Here is an 18,954-nt window from a genome sequence, read left to right as displayed (position 1 = left end):
CATGGCCCCCGTGACCCACCGTCCGACCGTCCCCGTGGACCCGAGCCGGGCGCTGGTCCACGAAGAGGGCTGGCAGTCCTGGAGCCCCAGCGGCGCCTACCGGCTCGACGCGACGCCGTACCGCCCGACGAACGACAACTGGGCCACGGTCTGCTACCGGCCCGGGCGCACGGTCCCGCCGGGCGTCTTCCAGGGGGAGGGACTGCTCGCCCTGGCCCCCCAGGGCGAGGACGGGCCCGTCGAGGTGTGGGCGGCACCGGACCCCCTGCGGTCGGTGCCGTCCATCCGGCTGGAGATCCGCGACGGCCACGCGCACATCAGCGCCGACGGCGACGTGGACCACTGGTCCTACTCGGGCCCCGGCGGCATCCGGGGCGCGCTGGCCGACTGGGCCGACGGCCTCGGTCTGCCCGCCCCCCGCCCCGCCCCCACCGTCTGGTGCTCCTGGTACGAGTACTTCACCGCCGTCACCGAGGACGACATCCACGAGAACCTCCGTGCGATGGACACCCTCGACCTGCCCGTCGACGTCGTCCAGATCGACGACGGCTACCAGAAGGCCCTCGGCGACTGGCTCACCCTCTCCGGCCGCTTCCGCTCCCGCGCCGGCATCGCCGACGCCATCCGCGCCCGGGGCCGCCGCGCCGGCATCTGGACCGCCCCCTTCCTCGTCGACCCGGGCAGCGAGCTCGCGGCGGACCACCCCGAGTGGCTGGTGCGCGACCCCGACGGCGGCCTGACCCACGCCGGCCGCAACTGGGGCCACGACCTGTACGTCCTGGACACCACCCACCCCGGCGCGGCCGCCTACCTCCGTGACGTCTACGCCACGCTGCGCGCCGAGGGCTACGACTACTTCAAGGTCGACTTCCTCTACGCGGGCGCCCTGGACGGCGTACGCCACTCCGGCGCCGACGCGCTCACCGCGTACCGGGCGGGCATCGGTCTGATCCGCGAGGCGATCGGCGCGGACGCCTACCTGCTGGGCTGCGGCGCCCCGATCCTGCCCTCCATCGGCCTGTTCGACGCGATGCGGGTCAGCCCCGACACCGCCCCGCACCGGCGCCCCGAGGCCGACGACTACAGCCAGCCCGGCCAGGACCCGGCCGAGTTCACCGGCGCCGGCCGCCAATGGCAGCACGGCCGGCTCTGGATCAACGACCCCGACTGCCTGATGGCCCGCCCCGCCGTGGAGACCCGGGAGCGCTGGGCGGCCCACGTGGAGACCACCGGGGGCCTGATGGCCTCCAGCGACCGACTGATGTCCCTGGACGAGTGGGGCGTCGCGACGACCCGCCGCCTGCTGAGCGGAGCCGCCCGATGAAGCCCACCCTGAACCTGCCCGGCCTCGCCTACGGCGGCGACTACAACCCCGAGCAGTGGCCCGAGGACGTCTGGGCCGAGGACATGCGCCTGATGCGCGAGGCCGGGGTGACGATGGTCAGCGTCGGCATCTTCGCGTGGGCGCTGCTGGAGCCGCGCGAGGGCGAGTACGACTTCGCGCGCCTGGACAAGGTCCTCGACCTGCTGCACGAGAACGGCATCGCCGCGGACCTCGCCACCCCGACCGCGGCACCCCCGGCGTGGTTCTTCCGCGCGCACCCGGAGGCGCTGCCCGTCGACCGCGACGGGCGCACCCTGTCGTACGGCAGCCGCCAGACGTTCTGCCCGTCGAGCCCCGCCTACCGCGAGGCGGCCCTGCGGATCGCCCGCGCCGTCGCCACGCGCTACGCCGGCCACCCGGCGCTGGCGATGTGGCACATCCACAACGAGTACGGCTGCCACAACGCGGAGTGCTACTGCGACACCAGCGCGGCGGCGTTCCGGGGCTGGCTGCGGGAGAAGTACGGCGACGATCTGGCGGCGCTGAACGACGCCTGGGGCACCACCTTCTGGAGCCAGTGGTACTACGACTGGGAGGAGATCCTCCCGCCCCGCGCGACCGGCGCCGTCCCCAACCCGACCCACCAGCTGGACTGGCGCCGCTTCTGCAGCGACGAACTGCTGTCGCTGTGCACGGCGGAGCGCGAGGTGCTGCGGGATGCGGCCCCCGGCATCCCCGCCACCACCAACTTCATGGTGATGTACAACTTCGACGCGCTGGACTACTGGCGCTGGGCCCCGCGGCTCGACGTGGTCTCCAACGACCACTATCTGCGCTCCACCGATCCCGAGTCGCAGATCGACATCGCGCTCAGCGGCGACCTCGTCCGCTCCCTGGCGGGCGGCGAGCCGTGGCTGCTCATGGAGCACTCCACCGGCGCGGTGAACTGGCAGCCCGTCAACCGCGCCAAGGAGCCGGGGGAGTTGCGCCGCAACGCCCTCGCCCATGTCGCGCGCGGCGCCGACGGCATCGCCTACTTCCAGTGGCGGGCGGCCAGGGCGGGCGCCGAACAGTGGCACTCGGCGATGCTGCCGCACGCCGGCACCGACAGCCGGATCTGGCAGGACGTGGTCCGGCTGGGCGCGGATCTGAAGGCGCTGGCGGAGGTGAAGGGCAGCACCGGCACGGCCGAGGTGGCCGTCGTCTGGGACTGGAACGCGCGCTGGGCCCTGGAACTGCCGTCCCAGCCGAGCGAGGAGGTCCGCTACCTGGACCAGGTCCGCTCCTGGTACGAGCCGCTGTGGCGGGCCGGCGTGGCCGTGGACTTCGTCCGCCCGGACGCCGACCTGTCCGCGTACCGCCTGGTCCTCGCCCCCGCGCTGTACCTGGTGGACGACACGGGCGCCGAGAACCTCACCTCGTACGCCCGGCGCGGCGGCACCCTGGCGGTGGGCTTCCACACCGGCATGGTCGACGAGAACTGCCATGTCCGGCTGGGCGGTTACCCGGGCGCGTTCCGCGAGGCCCTGGGCGTCCGCACGGACGAGCTGTTCCCGCTGCTGCCGGGGCAGACGCGTTCCCTGACCGGCGGCGCCACCGCGACCCTGTGGTCGGAGCGCGTACGTCTGGAGGGCGCGCGGGCGGTTTCGTCCTACACGGACGGCCCCCTCGCCGGCGGCCCGGCGGTGACCCGCCATACGTACGGCGACGGCGTGACGTACTACGTCGCGACCCGCCCGGACCCGGAGGCGCTGGGCGCGCTGCTCGCCCGCATGTGCGAGGACGCGGGCGTACGCCCCGTCCTGGACGACCTCCCCGAAGGCCTGGAGGCGGCCCGCCGCCGGGGCCCGGACGCGGACTACCTGTTCTTGATCGACCACGGCGGCCGGGGAGCGGAGATCCGCGTGCCCGACGGGGCCACGGAACTCCTCACCGGGAAGCCGGTGCCGGACGGCCGGGTCGGGATCGGGGCGGGTGAGGTGGCCGTGGTCAGGCTGCCGCACCACCCGTGAGACGGGCGTCCCCCTTGTAGCATCTGAGCACCGCTGCACAAGGGGGACGCGTGATCGAACTGGCCGACATGATCCGGGAGTTGCGGACGCAGCTGACCACCGCGCTGGCCGACGGACAGGGCGAGTCCCTGCGGTTCGAGCTGGGGCCGGTCGAGGTCGAGGCGTCCGTCGCCGTCACCCGGGAGGCCGGCGGGGACGCCAAGGTGCGCCTGTGGGTCGTCGACGCCGGGGCCAACGGCAAGTACGGGCACGCCGAGACCCAGCGGGTCACCCTCACCCTCACCCCGAAGGTCGTACCGGCGGACGGCGGAGCGCCGAGGACCGTGTCGATCGCGGGCGGCGAGGTTGACGGCGAACGCTGAGCGGGGCCTGCGGCCGGAGCGGGCCGCGGAGATCGTCGTCGCGGCGCCGGACGGCGGCCGTCGGGGCTCGGGATACCTGGTCCGGCCCGGCGTCGTCCTGACCGCCGCACATGTCGTCGAGGGCGCGTCGGGCGTCCGGGCGCGCTTCGAGGCCGACCGGCCGGGGGAGCGGACCGTCGAGGCGGCGGTGGCGTGGGCGCACACGGGCATCGACGTGGCGGTGCTGACGGTGCCGGAGCACGACGTGCCGCCGGTGTCGTACGGCCGGGTCGCCGACGTGGACGCGGTGCTGAGCTGCGCCGCGCTCGGCTTCCCCCGCTTCAAGCTCCGTACGGACGCGGACGGTTCACGCTTCCGGGACGCCGAGCACCTGCGGGCGACCTGCGCGGTGCTGTCCAACCGGCGCGAGGGGACCCTCGACCTGGGCGTCACCTCACCGCCGCCCGCCGAGGACCCGGAACCGGGACGGGACCCCTGGGAGGGCATGTCCGGCGCGGCCGTCTTCAGCGGCGGCCGTCTGATCGGCGTGGTCAGCCGGCACCACCGCGCGGACGGCGTCGGCAGGATCGCGGCGAGCCGCGTGGACGGCTGGTCGCTCGCGCTGGACGCGGACCGACTGGCCGCGCTCGAAGCGCTGTTGGGCCACGGACTGCGCTCCGATGCCCTGCCCTCCGCGCTGCCCGCCACCGGACTCGACCTCGTCCAGGAGGTCTACCGCGCCCAACTCGCCGACATCGCCCCCGAATTACTGGAGGACCGGGAGGCCGAGCTTCAAGAGCTCGTGGCTTTCTGCGCCGGCCGGGAGCCGTATCTCTGGCTCCAAGGACCGCCTTGGGCCGGCAAGACGGCCCTCGTGTCCTGGTTCGCGCTGCATCCGCCGCGCGGTGTCGTCCCCGTCTGGTTCTTCATCACCGCGCGCCACGCCGGCCAGTCCGACGGCGACGCCTACACGGCCGCCGTCATCGACCAGCTCGCCACGATCGCGGGCCGCGAACCGGCCGCCACCGCCACCGCGGTCGCCCGCGACGGCGAACGCCGACTGCTGCTGCGCCAGGCGGCGGACCGGGTCGCGCGGGACGGCGGCACCCTCCTCCTCGTCGTCGACGGCCTCGACGAGGACCAGTCCCTCACCCCCGGCCGCACCGGCACGAGCATCGCCTCGCTCCTGCCGGAACGGCTCCCGGCGAACGTCCGCGTCCTGGTGACCGGCCGCACGAGCCCCGGGATCCCCGCCGACGTCAAGGGCGGACACCCGCTGCGCGCCTGCCCGGTGACGAAGCTGTCGGCCACGGCCGCCTCCCGGCACACCGAGCACGAGGCCACGTACGACCTCCAGCAGGCGCTGTCCGGAGACCGGCTCCAACGCGACCTGGTCGGCCTCCTCACCGCCGCCCGCGGCCCGCTCACCATCGACGACCTGCGGGAACTCACCGGTGAGACCGCCTACGAGCTGAACCGGCGGCTGGGCCGGGCGTTCGGACGGCTGCTGCGCCGGCGGGGCGTCGGCGCCGACAGCGGCGGCGACGTCACCCTCTACCTGGTGGGCAGCGGCTACCTCTTCGCCCACGACACCCTCCTCACCGCCGCCCAGGACGAACTCGGCCCCGACCTGGCCGCCTACGTCGACCGCCTGCACACCTGGGCGCGGACCTACGAGGAGCGCGGCTGGCCCGACAGCACCCCGCGCTACCTCCTCCAGCCCTACGGCCGTCTCCTCGCCCACTTCCGGGAGCCCGCCCGCCTCACCGACCTCGCCGTGGACGTCCGCCGCCGCGACCTCCTCAGGGACGCCACGGGCAGCGACGCCGCCTGCCTCGCCGAGATCGCCGCCGCCCGCGAGGCGGTACGCCGGGTCACCCCCGACGACCTGGGCGCGCTGGCCGCGCTCGGGGCGGCCGGCGATCTCGTGGCCCAGCGCAACGAGGCACTGCACCCGGACATCCCCGCCGTGTACGCCCGGCTCGGCCGCGCCCGCCAGGCCCTCGGCCTGGCCCGCAGCGTCCTACGGCCCCTCCACCGCGCCCGCGCCATGAGCCAGGTGGCCCGCGCGCTGGCGGAACGGGGCGACCGGCGGGCCGTGGACGTGGCCGAGGAAGCGGTCCGCATGGCATCGGCGGCCACGTCCGGCGACAGCAGCGCCGACCTCTCCGACGTCGTCCGGGCCCGGGGCGTGTTCGCCGAGACGCTGGCCCGGGCCGGCCGGACCGACGAGGCGGCGCGCGAACTGCGGGCACTGCCCCGGCCGGTGCATCCGTCGGGCTACGGGCCCTACGTCGAGACGCTCACCGCCGCCGCCGTCCTGCTCCCGGATCCGGACGAGGCGGCCGCGATCCTGCGCCTGGCGGAGCTGTACGCCAAGGGCGTGTGGCCCCGGCCGGAGCGGATACCGGGGCTCATCGCGGTCGCCGAGGCCTGGACCGTCGCTCGCCACCCCGCCGAGGCGGACCGCCTCTACGACGACATCGCCGCCATGGCCCGACGGCGTGCCCGCGAACCCGGCAACCTGCCCGCCGTGGCCGCACAGGCCCTGCGTCGGGCCCGCCCGCACGACGCCGACGCCCTGGCCGCACTCGCCGCGCCCGCGACGGACGAACGGCGGCCACCGCAGGACGTGTGGGAACTGCGCGACCGGGCCCGCGGACTCGCCGCGTGCGGCCGACCGGGCGAGGCCCAACAGCTGGTACGGGCCGTGCGGTTGGTGCCCAACCAGGCCCAGATCGGCGTCCGCCGCGGCCTGTGGCGGGAGATCGTCACGGCCTGGGCGCGGGAGGGCCGGGCGGCGGAGGCCTGGCAGGCGCTCGGCGAGGGCGAACTGCGCGGATACATCGGCCTCGAACCCGGGCTCACCGCACGCACCGTACGCCTGCTCGCCGAGGCGGGCCGTGCCGAGGAACTCGCGGCCCTGCTGCCGCACAGCACCGACAGCCACCCCTGGGAGATGGTGGCCGAGGCACTGGCGACGCTCGCCGCGCACGTCGCCGCCGACGACCCCGAGCGGGCCCTGCGCCTGCTGCGCCAGGCGGAACACGGACACAGCGCCTGGTCGGACCGGGCCTCCTACGGCCACGAGGTCGCCCTCGGCTCCTTCGCGGGCGCGCTCGCGGCGGCCGGCTTCCACGACGACGCCGAACGCCTGCTCCAGGCGGTCCCCACCCCCGTCGTCCGCGCCTGGGGGTACGCCACGACGTCCCTCTCCGTGGCGCGTACCGACCGGGACCGGGCACTGCGCCTCGCCGAGCGGGCGTACGAGCTGGCCCACGACTCCTCACTCCTCATGCTGACCGTGCGCACCGTCGTCCTCCAGGCACTGGTCCGCGCCGGAGCGGCCGAACGAGTGCTGGAACTCCTGGAGGAGAGACCGAAGATGCCCTTCGGTCAGGACGATCGCGACGACGCCCGGGTGGAACTGGTCGAGGAGCTGTGGCCCCAGGCCCCCGACGCGGCGCGGCGCTGGGCGGACCGCGTGGTGCCCGGCATGCGCGACGCGCCGGTGCTGCGCATCGCCCAACTCCTCGTCGCCGTGGCCCGGCACGCCCCGGACCACGCGCTCACCCTGCGCGGATTCCTGCGGGACCGGGCCACGGACACACCCAAGCACGACCATGAACCGGCCCTGCTCGCCCTGGCCTTGGCCGACGATGATCCCGCCGGCGCCCGTGACCTGCTCGCGGCGGCCCGCGCCCGCGACACCTGGCCCACCCACACCCGTGGCGCCGCCGTCGTCGCGCTGGCCTGCGCCGCACTCGGCGAACACGACGACGCCCGGAGGATCGCCCTGGGCCTGACAGGCGACCGGGAACGCGCCGAGGCCTGCGCCCATCTCGCCGCCCAAGCCGCGGCGGTGCGCGACGAGATGACCGCGGTGTCCTTCGTCGGCGGCCCGCTGACCGTCCCCCCGACCGCCCGCCGCTTCGCCACCCTGCTGCGCCCCGCCCCCGGCCCCGACCTCCCCCGCGCCCGCACCCTCCTCGCCGAGGCCCTCACCCCCGAGGGCTGGGACGAGGCGCTCCCGATCCTCGCCGAGATCGACCCACCCGCCGTACTCCGCGCCCGGGATGTGGTCTTCGCCCACTTGGGGATCTGAGCCGACCAGGTCTCTTGGGTACCCGCGCCCCCGATTCGGGCGAAGCCCGAAAAGAAGGGGCGCGGGGCTGTATCAATGTGCGGCTACCGCCGCGCGGGCGCGACCAGCCACGACGGCGGATCAGCCCGAAACGGCGGGCAGCACCCCAGACTTCGCGGCCTTCCCGTACCACTTCGCACTCGACTTCGGCGTCCGCTTCAACGTCCCGTAGTCCACGTACACCGCCCCGAACCGCTTCTCATACCCGTACGCCCACTCGAAGTTGTCCATCAGCGACCACAGGAAGTACCCCCGCACATCCGCCCCGTCGGTAATCGCTTGCCTGACGGCCGCGAGATGCCCGTGCAGATAGGCGATCCGCTCGGGATCGTGCACCGACCCGTCCGGCTCCGGCTTGTCGTCGTACGCCGCGCCGTTCTCCGTGATGTACAGCGGCAGCCCCGGCGCCTCCCGCGTGTACCGCATGATCAGGTCGTGCAGGCCGGTCGGGTCGATCGTCCAGCCCATCTCCGTGCGCTCGCCGGGCGTCTGGTGGAAGGCGACGTCGTCCGCGCCCGGCCACGGGGAGTGCTCGCTCGCGCCGTGACCGTCCGCGCGCGGCCCGTCGGGGGCGTTGCTCGTCGCCGACACCAGGGTCGGGGTGTAGTAGTTCAGCCCGAGCGCGTCCAGCGGCTGGTTGATGCTCTGGAGGTCGCCGTCGAGGACGTACGACCAGTCGGTGATCGACCGCGTCGCGTCCAGCAGCGACTGCGGGTACGCCCCGTGCAGGATCGGCCCGTGGAAGACACCGTTCGCCAGGTCGTCGATCTTCCGTGCCGCCGCCAGGTCCGCCGGGTGCTGCGAAAGCGGGCGTACGACCGAGGAGTTGAGGCTGATCGCGACCTGGTTGCGGGCCGGCATCACCGCGCGCAGCGCCGAAGCGCCCAGCCCGTGGGCCAGGTTGAGGTGGTGCGCGGCGCGCAGGGACGCCAGCGGGTCCGTGCGGCCGGGCGCGTGCACGCCGGAGCCGTAGCCCAGGAAGGCGCTGCACCACGGCTCGTTGAGCGTGATCCAGTTCTCCACGCGGTCGCCGAGCGCTTCGCCGACGATCTGCGCGTACTCGGCGAAGCGGAACGCCGTGTCGCGCTCGGGCCAGCCGCCCGCGTCCTCCAGCTCCTGCGGCAGGTCCCAGTGGTAGAGGGTGACGGCCGGCTTGATGCCGTGCTCCAGGAGCTCGTCCACCAGCCGCCGGTAGAAGTCCAGGCCCACCTGGACGGCGGGGCCCCGGCCCGTCGGCTGGACCCGCGACCAGGAGACGGAGAAGCGGTACGCCGTCAGGCCCAGGTCCGCCATCATCGCCACGTCCTCGCGGTAGCGGTGGTAGTGGTCGACAGCGATGTCACCGGTCTCACCACCGGCCGTGCGGCCCGGCGTATGACTGAAGGTGTCCCAGATCGAGGGGGTGCGGCCGTCCTCCCGCACCGCCCCCTCGATCTGGTACGCGGACGTCGCGGCGCCCCAGAGGAAGGCGGGAGGAAAGGTCACGGGCGTAAGGGGCTCAGACATGGAAGCGCTCCCATAGGGGGTCGAGTAGACCAACGGAAGGGGAAGGAGAGAGGGGGGCCGAGGCGGCGGTGACCCGGCCCCTGGAGACGAGGGCTGGCGGAAGAGGGGTTACCCCTTCACCGCGCCCTGCATGATGCCGCCCACGATCTGCTTGCCGAAGATCGCGAAGACCAGCAGCAGCGGCAGCGTGCCGAGCAGCGCGCCCGCCATGATCAGCGACTGGTCGGGGGTGTATCCGCGGCCCAGGCCCGCCACCGCGACCTGCACGGTCGGGTTACCGGTCTGGGTCAGCACCAGGAAGGGCCACAGGAAGTCGTTCCACGTCTGTACGAAGATCAGCATGCCGAGCACGGCCATCGCCGGCCGGGCGGCCGGGAACACCACGTGCCACACCACGCGCCAGCTGCTCGCGCCGTCGACCCGGGCGGCCTCGATGATCTCGTCCGGCAGCGCCTGGATCAGGTACTGCCGCATGAAGAACACACCGAACGCGCTCACCAGCGACGGGAAGATCACCGCCTGCAGCTGGTCCGTCCAGTCCAGCTTGGCGACCATCATGTACAGCGGGATCACACTGAGCTGCGGCGGCACCATCATCGTGCCGATCACGAGCAGCATCAGCGCGTTACGGCCCCGGAAGCGCAGCTTGGCGAAGGCGAACCCGGCGATCGTCGACAGGAAGACCACCGTCGCCGCCGACACCCCCGCCACGAACGTGGTGTTGACGAATGCCTCGCCCAGGTTCGCGTCGTTCCAGGCCACGTCCAGGTTGTGCCCGAGGTTGGAGCCGAACCAGAAGGGCGGCGGGGTCTGCGCCAGCCGGTTGTTGTCCCGGGAGGCGGCGACCGCCGTCCAGAACAGCGGGAACAGCGAGACGATGGTGAACACGGCCAGGATCACGTAGGCGACCGGCCCGCCGTGCATCTGCCCGCCGGCCCGCGCCGACTTGGGCCGGCGCACCTTCTTCGCGGCCGGCCGGGTGTCCTCCGGTGTCGTCAAAGTCGTCGTCACGGCCGTACTCCTAACTACTGGCGCGCAGCCGGCGCGAGATGACGTAGTTGATGATCCCGATCACGATGAGGATCAGGAACATCGTCCAGGCGATGGCGGAGGCCCGGCCCAGGTGCTGGTTCACCCAGCCCTGCTCGTACAGGTACAGGCCGAGGGTCTGGAACTGGTGCTCCGCGCCGCCCGACGCGCCCTTGTTCGCGTCGAACAGCAGCGGCTCGCCGAACACCTGACTCGCGCCGATCGTCGAGACGACCGCCGTGAACAGGATCGTGGGCCGCAGCGACGGCAGCGTGACATGCAGGAACTGCTGCCAGCGGCTCGCGCCGTCCAGCGCCGCCGATTCGTAGAGGTCCTGTGGGATCGCCTGCATCGCGGCGAGGTAGATCAGCGCGTTGTAGCCGGTCCAGCGCCAGATGATGATCGACGAGACGGCGATCTGGGAGGGCCACTTGTCGTTCTGCCAGTCGACGGGGTTGATCCCGACCTGGTCCAGCGCCCAGTTGATCATGCCGTAGTCGCGGCCGAAGAGCAGCACGAACACCAGCGAGGCGGCCGCGATCGACGTCGCGTACGGTGCGAGCATCGCGACCCGGAAGAAGGTCGAGGCACGCAGCTTGTAGTTGAGGATGTGCGCGACGCCCATCGCCATCAACAGCTGCGGGACGGTCGAGATGATGCCGATCGTCAGGGTGTTCTTCGCCGCGTTCCAGAAGAAGTCGTCGTCGAAGATACGGGTGTAGTTGCGCATCCCGACCCAGGTCATGTCGGTCGGCGCGGTCAGCTCCACCTGGTGCAGCGACGCCCAGCCCGTGTAGAGCAGCGGGAACAGACCGAAGGCGACGAACAGCAGGAAGAACGGCGAGACGAACGCGTACGGGCTCCAGCGCATGTCCCGCTGCCAGCGGCGGGAGAGCCGGGCCCGGCGGCGCGCGTCCGCCTCCGCGGGCGGTGCTCCCGGGCCCGGGCGGCCCGGGGCCGCGCCCCCCTCGACGGGGGGCGCGGCGGTGTCGTGGCGGGTGGCCATACCGGTCACTTGTCCAGGTTGTTGTCGATGGTCTTCGTCGCCGTGTTCCAGGCCTCCTCGGGCGACTTGCCCTTCGTCACCAGGATCACGCCGTTGTCGGTCAGACCCTGCTGGATGATCTGGTCCTTCGGGCCGATCACCTGGACCGGGATCGCCTTGGCGGCCTCACCGAAGATCTGGCCGATCGGGGCGTCCCCGGTCATCGGGTTCTTGGCGCTGGTCACCTCGGTCATGGTGTACGTGCTCGGCGCGCTCGGGAAGGAGCCCTGCACGCTGAACAGCTTGGCCTGCTGCGCGGGCGCGGTCAGCCAGGCGATCAGCTCCTGGGCCTCCTTGACGTGCTTGGCGCTCTTCGGCACGGTCAGGAAGGAGCCGCCCCAGTTGCCGGACTTCGGGGCCACGGCCACGTCCCACTTGCCGGCGGCGTCGGGCTTCGACTTGCCCTTGATGTAGCCGATCATCCAGGGCGGGCAGGCCATCGCCGCGAACTTGCTGTTGGCGATCGTCTGGTCCCACGTCGGCTGGAACTGCGTCTGGGCGCCGGTCAGGCCCTCCTCGGCGGCCTTCGCGGTCAGGTTGAAGGCGGCCTTGACGGCGGGGTTGGTCTTGTAGATGACCTCGCCCTTCTCGTCGTAGAACTTCTCCTTCTCACTGCTGAGGATCGCGTTGATCAGGCCGCCGGGGGAGTCCCAGAAGGTGGTGCCCGCGGGGGCCTTGGCCTTGTACTGCTCGCCGGCGGTGACCAGCTTGCCCCAGTCGCCGGCCCACAGCTGGGCGACCTTGGCACGATCGGTGGGCAGGCCGGCCGCCTGGAAGAGGTCCTTGCGGTAGCAGATGGCCATCGGGCCGATGTCGGTGCCCAGGCCGACGGTCTCGCCGTCCTTGGTGGTGGCCTGCGACCACTTCCAGGGCAGCCAGTTGCTCTTGTTCACGCCCGAAACCTTGGACATGTCCGTGAGCTTGCCCGCCTGGGTGCCGACGATCTCGGCGATGTTGCCGACCTCGACGGCCTGGACGTCCTGCAGGCCGCTGTTGGTGGTCAGGTGGTTGAGCAGCGCCGGGTAGTAGTTCTCGTTCCGCTCCACGACATTCTCGGCGATCTTGATGTCGGGGTGGAGCTTCTCGTACTCGGCGTAGAGCCCGGCCTCCTTGAAGCCGAAGGTGCCGAAAAGGCCCAGCGTGATGGTGGTCTTGCCCTTGCCGCCGCCGGACGACGACCCGCTCGAGTCGTCGTCGCCGCCGTCGTCGGCACAGCCGGCCAGCAACCCGGCGCCCAGCGACGCTACGGCCGCGAGGACCACCGCCCTACGGGCGGTACGGGTGAATGCTCGCATTGCGTCCTCCTGTTGCCCTGACGTGCCGACCCCCCGGCCAACGTGCATGGTTGGGCCCGTTTTGTTCTCGCTGCGGCTCGGGCGGGGAACGTGCGGGATATGTATGTGTCAGGTACCGTGGGAGCGCTCCCACAAGTGATGTGTTGAAGAGTCGTCGGTTCGGGCGGGGGTGTCAAGGGTGAGCGCGCGGAGAGATGCGTTCGGTTATCGGCCTGTTAGCTAACCCGGTCGACGGTCGTCGTGACGATCGTCCGAACACACAGGACTGTTAGATTCCAGGCCAACGGGGTTGGATGACGGTGGGAAGGCGGAGCCCATGGCAAGCCACGGAGCGCGGGGCCGGAGCGGCGGCAGCCGCAGCGGCGGCAGGCCCACCCTCGAAGAGGTCGCCGCGCGGGCCGGCGTGGGCCGCGGCACCGTCTCCCGGGTGATCAACGGCTCGCCCAGGGTCAGCGACGCCACGCGCGCGGCGGTGGAGGCCGCGGTCGCGGAACTCGGATACGTCCCCAACACGGCGGCCCGCGCCCTCGCCGCCAACCGCACCGACGCGATCGCCCTCGTCGTCCCCGAGCCGGAGACCCGCTTCTTCGCCGAGCCGTACTTCTCCGACATGCTGCGCGGTGTCGGGGCGGAACTGTCGGACACCGAGATGCAGCTGCTGCTCATCTTCGCCGGCAGCGACCGGGAGCGCCGCAGGCTGGCGCAGTACCTCGCGGCGCACCGGGTGGACGGCGTGCTGCTGGTCTCGGTCCACGCGGACGACCCGCTGCCCGACCTGATCTCCCAGCTGGAGATCCCGGCGGTGATCAGCGGCCCCAGGTCGGCCGCGGAGACGCTCCCCTCGGTCGACTCGGACAACTACGGCGGCGGCCGCGCCGCGGTGGAGCACCTGCTCTCCCGTGGCCGGCACCGCATCGCGCACATCACGGGCCGCCTGGACGTGTACGGCGCCCAGCGCCGCGTCGACGGCTACCGCGCCGCACTGCGCGAGGCCGGCCACGCGGTGGACGACAGCCTGGTGGAGCCGGGCGACTTCACCGAGGAGGGCGGCCGCCGGGCGATGGCCGAGCTGCTGGCCCGGCACCCCGCCCTCGACGCGGTCTTCGCGGGCTCCGACGTGATGGCGGCGGGCGCCCGCCAGGCGCTGCGCGAGGCGGGCCGGGTGATCCCCGACGACGTCGCCCTCGTCGGCTACGACGACTCGGCGATCGCCCGCCACATGGACCCGCCCCTGACCAGCGTCCGCCAGCCCATCGAGGAGATGGGCCGCCGCATGCTGGACCTCCTCCTCACCGAGATCGCCGACCGCCGCCCGGCGGTGTCACGGGGCCTGGAACGCCGACAGGTGGTCCTGGCGGCGGAACTGGTGGAGCGGGCGTCGTCGTAAGTCCCGGAGGGCGCGGGGGAGTTCGGAGAGGCGGGGCGCACCTGGCGGCGGTGGTCGGCGTCTTGTGGGAGGCGGGTTGTCAGCCGTCCTGCGCCGTCAGCGGGACCGCCAGCGGATCTCGCCGTCCTGTTCCTCGTCGGTGGGCGTCAGTCCGGCCGCTTCCGCTACGGCGGCGGAGGCGCCGTGGGTCGGGTGGATGTGGGCGGTGAGGGTGTGGACGCCCTGGGTGCGCAGCCGGTCGGCCAGGGCCGCGGCGGCCTCCTTGGCGTAGCCCCGCCCCTGCCAGGGGACGCCGATCACCCAGGCGATCTCCGCAGCCCGGCCCGCGTCGGTGACCGTGGCCTGGACGGTGCCGAGCAGGTGGCCCTCGGAGCGGTGCCGCAGGACCCAGTTGCACCAGGAGACGGCCGGATCGGGCGAACCGGCGACCAGACGCACGTAACGGGCGCGCAGGGCCTCCGGGGTGGCGGGCGCGCCGCCGATGAACGTGTGGAGGGCGGGGTCGGCGAGGACCGTGGCCATCTCCTCGGCGTGCTCGACGCGGAGGGGAAGGAGATCCAGGCGGGACGTGGTGATGGGCTCGATCTGCACGGCGGCGGCTCACTCTCCCCGGGGACAGGCCCTCAGGGTAGGCGACGGGGGCGGGGTCGACGGGTAGGTCTGTCGTGGGGTTCGCGGGCAGGCGCGCCGGTGCAGATACACCGTGGCGGCGGTGCCGGTGCCGATCTCGGGGATGTACGTGTCGTACGGCTCGTCGTAGCTGGCCGTCCCCTACGACCGACGTCCTGGTGGCGGTGCGTGCGGGCGGGCGCGGGCTTGCCGGCCGCTTCGATCGCCGCCACGTGGATGAGCCGATGGCCGTACGCGACGCGGCGCAGACGTTTGCCGAGAGGTCGATGACCGATTCGGTGTCCAACGGCTTCGCACACCAGACGCAGGCGACGCCGACTCCACCGTCCCCAGACATCTGGGAACGCCAAGGGGCTGACCTGTTTGTCAGGTCAGCCCCTTGATCATTCAGGGTGAGTGACGGGACTCGAACCCGCGACATCCTGGACCACAACCAGGTGCTCTACCAGCTGAGCTACACCCACCATGACCGGCAGTGGACTTTGTCGTCCCCGACCGGCCGAGAAAAAGTGTACAGGGTCCGAAGGGGTGCTCGCGCACGGCTTTCGCGGGGGCCGTACGCGAGCCCCCTTCAGCCGTGCTGAGCAGGCAGGACGTGCTTGGCGGCGATCGCCTTGGCGGTGTCGGAGTCCGGGCCGGGCTGGGGGACGAAGACGGCCTCGCGGTAGTAGCGCAGCTCCGCGATCGATTCGCGGATGTCGGCGAGGGCGCGATGGTTGCCGTTCTTCTCCGGGCTGTTGAAGTAGGCCCGGGGGTACCAGCGGCGGGCGAGTTCCTTGATCGAGGAGACGTCGACGATCCGGTAGTGCAGATACTCCTCGACCTTCGGCATGTCACGGAGGAGGAAGCCGCGGTCCGTGCCGACGGAGTTGCCGCACAGGGGGGCCTTGCCCGGTTCCTTGACGTGCTCGCGCACATACGTCAGGACCTGCTCCTCGGCCTCCGCCAGGGTCGTACCGTTCGGCAGCTCCTTGAGCAGACCGGACGCGGTGTGCATCTGACGTACCACCTCCGGCATCGTCTCCAGGGCGGAGTCCGGCGGGCGGATGACGATGTCCACGCCCTCGCCGAGGATGTTCAGCTCGGAGTCGGTGACGAGGGCGGCCACCTCGATGAGCGCGTCGTCGGACAGCGAGAGGCCGGTCATCTCGCAGTCGATCCACACCATGCGATCGTTCATGCGACCACCCTAAAGCTGACGTTCGGTTTTGGGTGCACCTGCGCGGGGGCAAGGGCCGCCGCTGAAGGAAGCCGGCTGAAGGAAAGGGCGGGGGCCGGAGTGGAATCTTCCACCCCGGCCCCCACACCTTTCCTCGGCCTCAGGACATCCTCAGGACCCGCTGCGCGGCCCCGGCAGTCCCACCCGTGCCGCATAGGGCTCGCGGGCGTGGTGGTCCGACGCCAGGCCCACCGCGCTGGCCGCCGCGGCCGTCCGGCGGGTCTGCATCGGGACCGGGGTCTCCGGGTGCAGGCCGGGTGCCGTGCCGACCGCCGACGTCGTCGGGGACAGCATCGGCGCCGGTGGCGGGGACGGCGGTTCGACGTCGGTCCGTTCGCCCTGCGGCCTGCGCGCCCGGTACGCCGCCCGGTACGCCGCCGGCGACGAGCCGAGCTGCCGCCGGAAGTGGCCGCGCAGCGCGACGGGCGAGCGGAAGCCGCAGCGGCCCGCCACCTCGTCCACCGAGTAGTCCGACGTCTCCAGCAGGCGTTGCGCCTGGAGCACCCGCTGGGTGATCAGCCACTGCAACGGCGCGCTGCCGGTCAGTGAGCGGAAGCGGCGGTCGAACGTACGACGGCTCATGTACGCGCGCGCTGCCAGCGTCTCCACGTCGAACTGCTCGTGGAGGTGTTCCAGCGCCCAGGCGACGACCTCGGCCAGCGGGTCGGCGCCGATCTCCTCCGGTAAAGACCTGTCGAGGTAGCGCTCCTGGCCGCCCGACCGGCGCGGCGGCACGACGAGTCGCCGGGCCAGTGCGCCCGCCGCCTCATTGCCGTGATCCGAGCGCACTATATGAAGACAGAGATCGATTCCGGCCGCCGTACCCGCCGACGTCAGCACGTCGCCGTCGTCGACGAACAGCTCCCTGGGATCGACATGCACCGACGGATAGCGCTTCGCGAGCGTCGGTGCGTACATCCAGTGTGTCGTCGCCGGTCGGCCGTCCAGCAGGCCCGCCGCCGCGAGGACGAAGGCGCCGGTGCACAGTCCTACTATGCGGGCGCCCTCCTCGTGCGCCCGACGCAGTGCGTCGAGCGCTTCCTCCGGCGGCGGGGAGGTTATCGATCGCCAGGCCGGCACGACGACCGTGCCCGCCCGGGAGATCGCCTCCAGGCCATGTGGTGCCGTGAGTTCCAGGCCCCCTGTGGTCCGCAGCGGGCCGTCCTCGCCGGCTGCCACCAGAAGGCGGTAGCGCGGCACGCCGGCGTCCTGGCGGTCTATCCCGAACACCGACAGCGGAATGGAACTCTCGAAGATGGGGCCGCCGCTGAACAGCAGCACCGCGACGATCTCCTTGCGGCGTCGCCCGGAAAGCTTCCGGGCCGCGGCTTCCGGCGCGGCAGTGGAGTCGTGGCTCATCCTGCTAAGCCCCCCTCGGTGGTCGCGGCTCCTCGGTTGTGTCGCTCCTGCACGTTTCCCCTCGGTCCTGCACGAGTCCCCCGCCGTAGACAGTCAAGATCGAATCTACTGTGTCGCGTTGTTCCCGGGTGAGGCAGTGCGTCACCCGGCACATTGTCGACATGGCAACTTGGCGTGAAGCATTCGATCACGAAGCGTTGCACCCACGGGTCGTGCAGGGAAGTGGGCCTCGTCGCAGTGGCCGATCTGCGTAGGGTGCGCAGGGTCCTGTGGACCCTTTCCTTGCAGGTCAAACGGGGTGCAGGGGGGTGTTGGACGGCCTGATGCGCGGTCGCCGGAAGTTGGCTGAAAAGATACGGCCGCGTGCGCGGAAACCGGTCAGCCGACCGGTGTGTTTCCCCCAGTGTGACGTCCGCCTCGATGGGCCGTCGCCCCGGTGCGGTGCCGGCGGCTCGGCTGGGGCCCTTGGGGTGCCTGTTCCTCCGTGAGCAGCCGGGCCGCGCCCCGCTCGGACTGCCGCAGCAGCAGCCGGCAGACCGCGGTCACCGCGGCGAGGCCGAGCGCGGTGCCGGCCGCTCCGGCCAGCGAGCTGCCGTACCAGAGGAGGACCACCGGGACCAGGACGCAGGTGAACGCCGCCCAGCGGATGAGGTCGCTCGCCTTGTCGTCGCGGGCGGCGGGCTCGGTGTTCGTGCGCGGTGCGGACATGACGGGCTCCCTGGGAGGGCGGGTTCACCGGGTTCAACGCCTGTTCGATCACTCGGTCACTGCGCGGATCGGTGACGGGTGAGCGAATGCCGTGCAAACCGCCTGTACGGGGCAGCAACCATTGCGTTACGGGCGCCCCCTCGTGCATGCTCCCTGGAACCCCGCACACGGCGTGCGGGGAGCCCCCACACCCTGTGCGCGGGATATGGGCAGAGGAGGCGTGCCGCCGTACCCTTGGGGGTATGGGGTTGGGAAGATGATTCCCGGACACAGCTCCGCCGCTCACTGTCGTCCCACCCACCAAGGATCGAAACGCCGAGACAGCCATGGCCGGTCACGAATTCTTCGAACCCGCGGACCGCAAGCGGCCCGTCGCCGATCCCACGGCGGCCGATCCGCTGGCGACACCCGACGCACGCCCGTCCTGCGATCCCGCGTTCAAGCACGGCGTGGTGGTCGGCTTCGACGGCTCCACGTCCAGTGAGCGCGCCCTCGCGTACGCCATCGGCATGGCCCACCGCTCCGGCTCGGGGCTGATCATCGTGCATGTGGCCAACCGGCTGCCCACCACGGTGTGGGCCGGCTGCGAGCCGCCCGTCTTCGTGGACGTCCCGGACCACCGCACCGAGGTCCTCGGCCTCGAACTGGCCTGCGCGGACTATCTGGCGGAGGTGCCCTGGATCCTCGTCGAGCGCGGCGGCGACATCTGCCACGAACTCGAAGAGGTGGGGCGGGAGTACGAGGCGGACGCGATCGTCGTCGGCTCCACGCACGGCATCGTGGGCCGGATGTTCGGCTCCGTCGCGGGTCGGCTCGCCAAGCGCGCCAAGCGGCCGGTTGTCGTCATCCCCTGACGTCCGGACCCCGTCCTCTCGTTGTCCTTCCGTAACTCCCCGTTCTCCCAGGTGAGATGCTCCGTGGGAACGGCGGCTCCCCCTGTGCGACCGATATGAAT

At 72.1% G+C, this 18,954-nt stretch carries 14 protein-coding genes and 1 tRNA gene; 6 read left to right on the top strand and 9 right to left on the bottom strand.

Going from position 1 to position 18,954, the window contains the following annotated elements; all coding sequences use genetic code 11:
- The first annotated feature begins 1 nt into the window (after position 1).
- The 4 genes from ACZ5NW_RS32875 to ACZ5NW_RS32860 are packed head-to-tail and all read left to right on the top strand — an operon-like array spanning position 2 to position 7,782.
- Positions 2-1,324, top strand: a complete 1,323-nt coding sequence (locus ACZ5NW_RS32875; protein ID WP_468747837.1) for a glycoside hydrolase family 36 protein — start codon at positions 2-4, stop codon at positions 1,322-1,324.
- On the top strand, positions 1,321-3,336 hold the full coding sequence (locus ACZ5NW_RS32870; RefSeq protein ID WP_468747660.1) for a beta-galactosidase: 2,016 nt from the start codon (positions 1,321-1,323) through the stop codon (positions 3,334-3,336). The genes ACZ5NW_RS32875 and ACZ5NW_RS32870 overlap by 4 nt, the downstream gene beginning before the upstream one ends.
- 50 nt (positions 3,337-3,386) lie before the next feature.
- The gene (locus ACZ5NW_RS32865) at positions 3,387-3,698 is read left to right on the top strand and encodes a trypco2 family protein (RefSeq protein WP_468747659.1); all 312 of its coding nucleotides are present in this window, start codon (positions 3,387-3,389) and stop codon (positions 3,696-3,698) included.
- Positions 3,682-7,782, top strand: coding sequence for a trypsin-like peptidase domain-containing protein (locus ACZ5NW_RS32860; RefSeq protein WP_468747658.1), 4,101 nt, complete (start codon positions 3,682-3,684; stop codon positions 7,780-7,782). The genes ACZ5NW_RS32865 and ACZ5NW_RS32860 overlap by 17 nt, the downstream gene beginning before the upstream one ends.
- A gap of 120 nt (positions 7,783-7,902) precedes the next feature.
- Here ACZ5NW_RS32860 and ACZ5NW_RS32855 read toward each other — a convergent pair whose 3' ends face one another.
- From ACZ5NW_RS32855 to ACZ5NW_RS32840, 4 genes are all read right to left on the bottom strand, one after another.
- A complete protein-coding gene (locus ACZ5NW_RS32855; RefSeq protein ID WP_468747657.1) occupies positions 7,903-9,327 on the bottom strand; it encodes a GH1 family beta-glucosidase in 1,425 nt (474 codons plus the stop codon).
- Between the two features lie 108 nt (positions 9,328-9,435).
- A complete protein-coding gene (locus ACZ5NW_RS32850; protein ID WP_468747656.1) occupies positions 9,436-10,338 on the bottom strand; it encodes a carbohydrate ABC transporter permease in 903 nt (300 codons plus the stop codon).
- 10 nt (positions 10,339-10,348) lie between these two features.
- Complete coding sequence (locus ACZ5NW_RS32845) at positions 10,349-11,362, bottom strand: carbohydrate ABC transporter permease (RefSeq protein WP_468747836.1); 1,014 nt, start codon at positions 11,360-11,362, stop codon at positions 10,349-10,351.
- 5 nt (positions 11,363-11,367) lie between these two features.
- Positions 11,368-12,696, bottom strand: a complete 1,329-nt coding sequence (locus ACZ5NW_RS32840; protein ID WP_468747655.1) for an ABC transporter substrate-binding protein — start codon at positions 12,694-12,696, stop codon at positions 11,368-11,370.
- Between the two features lie 316 nt (positions 12,697-13,012).
- On the opposite strand from ACZ5NW_RS32840, the gene ACZ5NW_RS32835 reads away from it, so the two are divergent.
- Entirely contained in the window at positions 13,013-14,083 is a 1,071-nt protein-coding gene (locus ACZ5NW_RS32835; protein ID WP_468747654.1) for a LacI family DNA-binding transcriptional regulator, read from the top strand.
- A 96-nt stretch (positions 14,084-14,179) separates the two neighbouring features.
- Here ACZ5NW_RS32835 and ACZ5NW_RS32830 read toward each other — a convergent pair whose 3' ends face one another.
- The 5 genes from ACZ5NW_RS32830 to ACZ5NW_RS32810 form a co-directional block, all read right to left on the bottom strand.
- Entirely contained in the window at positions 14,180-14,674 is a 495-nt protein-coding gene (locus ACZ5NW_RS32830) for a GNAT family N-acetyltransferase (RefSeq protein WP_468747653.1), read from the bottom strand.
- Positions 14,675-15,104: 430 nt separating this feature from the next.
- Positions 15,105-15,177 (bottom strand) — tRNA-His (locus ACZ5NW_RS32825).
- Positions 15,178-15,284: 107 nt separating this feature from the next.
- Entirely contained in the window at positions 15,285-15,893 is a 609-nt protein-coding gene (gene orn / locus ACZ5NW_RS32820; RefSeq protein WP_468747652.1) for an oligoribonuclease, read from the bottom strand.
- A gap of 150 nt (positions 15,894-16,043) precedes the next feature.
- Positions 16,044-17,291: a helix-turn-helix domain-containing protein gene (locus ACZ5NW_RS32815; RefSeq protein ID WP_468747651.1), complete on the bottom strand. Its 1,248-nt coding sequence runs from the start codon at positions 17,289-17,291 to the stop codon at positions 16,044-16,046.
- 378 nt (positions 17,292-17,669) lie between these two features.
- Positions 17,670-17,999, bottom strand: coding sequence for a hypothetical protein (locus ACZ5NW_RS32810; RefSeq protein WP_468747650.1), 330 nt, complete (start codon positions 17,997-17,999; stop codon positions 17,670-17,672).
- Positions 18,000-18,325: 326 nt separating this feature from the next.
- Here ACZ5NW_RS32810 and ACZ5NW_RS32805 point away from each other — a divergent pair, with 326 nt between their 5' ends.
- The gene (locus tag ACZ5NW_RS32805; protein ID WP_468747649.1) at positions 18,326-18,853 is read left to right on the top strand and encodes a universal stress protein; all 528 of its coding nucleotides are present in this window, start codon (positions 18,326-18,328) and stop codon (positions 18,851-18,853) included.
- Positions 18,854-18,954: the final 101 nt, after the last annotated feature.

Source organism: Streptomyces sp. NPDC032126 (assembly GCF_055580085.1).
Note: the sequence above shows the minus strand (reverse complement) of the source record. Positions and strands in the feature narration are given on the sequence as shown.

Excerpts from the sequence above, each read along its gene's own strand:
- ACZ5NW_RS32875 (WP_468747837.1), top strand. The coding sequence starts at position 2 with ATGGCCCCCGTGACCCACCGTCCGACCGTCCCCGTGGACCCGAGCCGG.
- ACZ5NW_RS32870 (WP_468747660.1), top strand. The coding sequence starts at position 1,321 with ATGAAGCCCACCCTGAACCTGCCCGGCCTCGCCTACGGCGGCGACTAC.
- ACZ5NW_RS32855 (WP_468747657.1), bottom strand. The coding sequence starts at position 9,327 with ATGTCTGAGCCCCTTACGCCCGTGACCTTTCCTCCCGCCTTCCTCTGG.
- ACZ5NW_RS32845 (WP_468747836.1), bottom strand. The coding sequence starts at position 11,362 with ATGGCCACCCGCCACGACACCGCCGCGCCCCCCGTCGAGGGGGGCGCG.
- ACZ5NW_RS32840 (WP_468747655.1), bottom strand. The coding sequence starts at position 12,696 with ATGCGAGCATTCACCCGTACCGCCCGTAGGGCGGTGGTCCTCGCGGCC.
- ACZ5NW_RS32835 (WP_468747654.1), top strand. The coding sequence starts at position 13,013 with ATGGCAAGCCACGGAGCGCGGGGCCGGAGCGGCGGCAGCCGCAGCGGC.
- orn (WP_468747652.1), bottom strand. The coding sequence starts at position 15,893 with ATGAACGATCGCATGGTGTGGATCGACTGCGAGATGACCGGCCTCTCG.
- ACZ5NW_RS32815 (WP_468747651.1), bottom strand. The coding sequence starts at position 17,291 with ATGAGCCACGACTCCACTGCCGCGCCGGAAGCCGCGGCCCGGAAGCTT.
- ACZ5NW_RS32810 (WP_468747650.1), bottom strand. The coding sequence starts at position 17,999 with ATGTCCGCACCGCGCACGAACACCGAGCCCGCCGCCCGCGACGACAAG.
- ACZ5NW_RS32805 (WP_468747649.1), top strand. The coding sequence starts at position 18,326 with ATGGCCGGTCACGAATTCTTCGAACCCGCGGACCGCAAGCGGCCCGTC.